Raw genomic sequence first — 3,031 nt, forward strand, 5'->3', positions numbered from 1 at the left:
CTTAAAAAACCAACTGCCCGCGTATACCGTCGGCAGCCTGCAAAGGAAATCACAGATGGACGTGTTGTTGGCCTTTATCAAAAGGGCATTGGAACACCCCGACCCCGCCGGGATGCTCAACAGTTTGGCCCAAATGATAGGGGACGTGTTTAAACTGATGCCTTCCGAAAAGCACCTTTCCGGCAGGGATTTGGGGCGGATGGAAACAACCCCTTCACTAAAGTATAGGGCTGCCGGATGACGGCTTGAAAGCGGTCTGGGCGAATGTTAAAAACTTGATGATCGAGATATAGCTTCATAGGGGAATCAGCCCAATTGAAGGGCAATCGTCTTGCCGATGGCTTTAAAGAGGAATGCCAACTGATAGGTCATAACGGTAACCATTTTACTCTGGGCATTTTAAGGACAAACTCACGGAAATTAGCCTGCCCGTTTTTAGTGAAAAAGTGTATCTAGTCGATACACTTCTTAGCGTTTTTCCGATTATGTTCTGCGATAACTGTGATGGTTTTAATGGAAAGCAGCCGCCAACTGGAACACAATAGCCTAACCGCATGTACCAACGCTGAGCCACCGCAACAAGCCATACAAACTATCTGCCCTTTTAGCCTGTCGTTTGCTTAACGTCAAACGCTATAGCAATTGATAGGACATGGCGATAGCCTGCTAAAACGCCTAACTTGCTTCCTGCTGCTCTTTATCCGCCAGCATCGTATTAATAATCGTCTGCAATTGGTTTAATTCCGCATCGTCAAAAACCCCGGCTGACAGTTTAAGGGTGATGCCGTTGGCTGATGACGAGTAATAGCCGATTTTTTTACCTTTCAAGCGGAAATGCAGCTGGTTGGTTTGCAGGCTGATCGGTTTGCTGACCATGGTGGCGACATAGCGGGCGATTTTCGATTGGTCCAAGTCTTTTTTTTCGACCATCGCAATGGCTTCTTTCAGGGCATTTAAAACCACATCCTGTTGTGCTTCGGGTATGCTTTTCAACAGGCGCTTAATGTCGCTGGCGGTATTGCGGGACAGCAGCACTGGGTTAATCTCCAATTTTTCGATGATAAAATCCGGCAAGGCATCGTAGGCGAAATAACGGTACATGTCTTCGCGTTGGAAGCCTAGGGCTTCAGCGAGACGAGTTTTATACGGGAACAGGCTTTCGACCTGCTTAATGGCTTTGCTGATTTCATAATCGCTCAGCTCTTCGCGTTCGACATTTTCGGTGATCGCCATAATCGCCATGTCGGCATCATCGCAGGCGTAGATAATGGCCGGAATCGCCGCCATTGCCAGTTGCTTATAGGCCCGCCAACGACGTTCGCCCGCAATAATTTCATACCAGCCTTCTTTACGGCTCCGACGGACGGAAATAGGTTGTAGCAAGCCTGTTTCGGCAATTGAGTGCGCCAACTCGCTCAGACTGGTTTCGGGAAAGTGGCGGCGGGGTTGGAAGGGATTGGGTTCTATCAAATCGATATTGATGTTTTTGACATCGGCAACGTTTGGGTCAAGATTAATCGTGTCGTTGCGGGCTTTAAATTGCGGCAAGATGGCTTTAGGAATATCATCCTGGGCGGTTTTGATCACACCGCTGTCCACTAGGCCGCTTATCGTCAGGCGTTTTTTTTTGTTGCTCATGAGGGTTGTCCTAGATTAAATCGTGGTCGGCGAGTTTCAGATGATATTCTTTAATCAAGCTTCTCGCTAGGTCAATAATCGACCGCGCCGCCATCGAATTCGGTTCGCGCTCCAGTACCGTACCGCTATCCTCTTCCTTAAACAATTCGATTTGCCGCATAAAACTGGTGGAGTGGGGAATGACGACATTGTTTAATAGGCCGGGATAAGATTGCACCAAGGTCGTCAGGGCTTCTTTGCAAGAGCCGTAGCTGGGATGGTAGCCGTTGGCGACAATATGGACATTTAAATGGAAGCCCGTACCTTCAAACGCGCTGTTCAGTTCATCGACATTCGCCGCCAAGACCTGCATGGCCTTAAGGGATTGCCCGTCTAACCACACCACCGCCAGAATTTTGTCGCAGGCGCACATAAAGGTGTTGGTCAATAAGTTGGTCGAGGGGGCGGAATCAATCAGAATCGCATCGTACTGGCTAAAAAAATCGACGTTGGTTTCTAGGAATTTTTTAAAGGTGAATTCCCGGTTCGCCAGCGACATTAACCACGAGTCCGAGTTCGCCAAGGAAATGTCCGAGGCAATCAAGTCCAACATGCCATGTTCATAAATCGGCCAGATGGCTTGGCGGATATCGTAACTTTCTTTGCGGCAGTGCTTAAACATCAGTTCGCCGATGTGGGTAATGTCTTCGGTCGCCCAGTTAATGCCAAACAATCCGGTCAGCGAGGCTTGTGGGTCACCGTCAAGCATCAGGACTTTATAACCGAACATCGACAAGGCGGTCGCCACACCACCACAGATGGTGGTTTTACCCGTACCGCCTTTGGCCATGCGGCAATTGATAATGGGCGGGAGGGTACGCGAGCGGCCTGCGGCTGGGTCTAGCCCATGCAGCTTTAGTTTTGCCTCCCTGATGTCTTGGGGGCTGTATAAATTGTGGTAACTGTCGGTTTTGTCGAGCTTGTTGAACAGGGCGCGGAATTCACGCGCCTCGCCATCAAAACCGACAAATTCTTTGGCCATTTTTAATTTTGCCCCAAATGCTTTTCTCATGGTTAATCCAAGTCTATTGTTTGCTAAACAAGCTATTGTCTTTGTTAGATAATAGCATGAATACCAACATAAGTGTATTTTTGCACATCTATATTAAAAAATAGACATTATGTTTTTAATGGGAAAGGCGTTGTTCTTTGAGGAGTTACTGCCGCAATGGGCAAAACAAGTAGATGATTAGAGGACACGCGTGGGCATCTTGCCTGCAAGCGGGTAATAGACATCTTTCCTAAATGTTGCTGACTATATAAACGTTGACAGGTTAAAATACCAAGCTTTATCCTGACCCACCAAAAAGCCATGAAACCGTATGCCCAGCTACCCACCGACAACCCCGAAGAA

The 3,031-nt window shown here is 48.0% G+C and carries 4 protein-coding genes; 1 reads left to right on the forward strand and 3 read right to left on the reverse strand.

Translation table 11 applies throughout. The features are described from left to right. Nucleotides 1-241, forward strand: a 241-nt coding sequence (locus AADEFJLK_RS24815) for a hypothetical protein (RefSeq protein ID WP_211299316.1), incomplete at its 5' end; no start/stop codon positions are given. A gap of 434 nt (nt 242-675) precedes the next feature. Here AADEFJLK_RS24815 and AADEFJLK_RS22405 read toward each other — a convergent pair. The 3 genes from AADEFJLK_RS22405 to AADEFJLK_RS25320 all read right to left on the reverse strand — a co-directional run. Further along, on the reverse strand, nt 676-1,638 hold the full coding sequence (locus AADEFJLK_RS22405; protein ID WP_103975864.1) for a ParB/RepB/Spo0J family partition protein: 963 nt from the start codon (nt 1,636-1,638) through the stop codon (nt 676-678). 10 nt (nt 1,639-1,648) lie between these two features. Next, nucleotides 1,649-2,689 carry a ParA family protein gene (locus tag AADEFJLK_RS22410; RefSeq protein WP_088617655.1) on the reverse strand — a complete coding sequence of 347 codons (1,041 nt, stop codon included), beginning with the start codon at nt 2,687-2,689 and terminating at the stop codon, nt 1,649-1,651. A gap of 107 nt (nt 2,690-2,796) precedes the next feature. Beyond that, a partial coding sequence (locus AADEFJLK_RS25320) for a hypothetical protein (protein ID WP_211299317.1) occupies nt 2,797-3,031 on the reverse strand: 235 nt, incomplete at its 5' end.

The sequence above is a fragment of the Methylovulum psychrotolerans genome (assembly GCF_002923755.1).
In the GTDB taxonomy this organism is placed as follows: Bacteria; Pseudomonadota; Gammaproteobacteria; order Methylococcales; family Methylomonadaceae; genus Methylovulum; species Methylovulum psychrotolerans.

Bases quoted from the DNA above. Each gene is read 5' to 3' on its own strand.
- AADEFJLK_RS22405 (WP_103975864.1), bottom strand. From the start codon at position 1,638: ATGAGCAACAAAAAAAAACGCCTGACGATAAGCGGCCTAGTGGACAGC.
- AADEFJLK_RS22410 (WP_088617655.1), bottom strand. From the start codon at position 2,689: ATGAGAAAAGCATTTGGGGCAAAATTAAAAATGGCCAAAGAATTTGTC.